1 protein-coding gene is annotated in these 550 nt (G+C 65.6%); it reads right to left on the bottom strand.

All coding sequences use genetic code 11. From position 1 onward, the window contains the following. A partial coding sequence (locus MCRY_RS22565; protein WP_176234559.1) for an acetamidase/formamidase family protein occupies nt 1–550 on the bottom strand: 550 nt, incomplete at both ends.

The raw sequence follows: 550 nt of genomic DNA, 5'->3' as shown, positions 1-550 counted from the left end.
CGAGTGGCGGCAGGTCTTCCTCCAGCGGGAACAGGACCGGCCCGTCAATCGGATAGTTTTTCACAACCTCGACCTGAAGCGTCACACTGCCCGAGACGTCCATCGTGTGACCGGCGATCTCGCCGTCGCCCTGACCGGCGTGCATGTCACCCATGTAGACTCCCGCACCGGGCACCTTGACCGGGCACACCAGGATCGCACCGGCCCGGACCGCATCGATATCCATGTGACCATCGGTCTTATGCTGGACAAGCTGCTCTTCAGTGATCGCGTAGTCGTGCGGCGCGCCGACCAGGAACGCCCCGAAGTCGCCGGCGTTGTGGCTGTCCGGCATCGCCATCGACGGGCAGGTCCCGAGCTGACCCATGAAGGGGCGCATCCGCACCAGCGTACCGGGCATGTCGGAGGGCGCGTAGGTCAGGATCGAATGCTGGCGGCTCCCATCAGGCAAGGCGGCGTAATGGTTCGCATCGCGCGCCACGGTCTCGGCCGCCTCTTTCGGAAGCGTGAGGCCCACGCTCCGGGTCTCGTCGAAGGTGACGGTGTAGCC

Source organism: Marivita cryptomonadis, from assembly GCF_002115725.1.
Classification (GTDB): domain Bacteria; phylum Pseudomonadota; class Alphaproteobacteria; order Rhodobacterales; family Rhodobacteraceae; genus Marivita; species Marivita cryptomonadis.
Note: the sequence above shows the minus strand (reverse complement) of the source record. Positions and strands in the feature narration are given on the sequence as shown.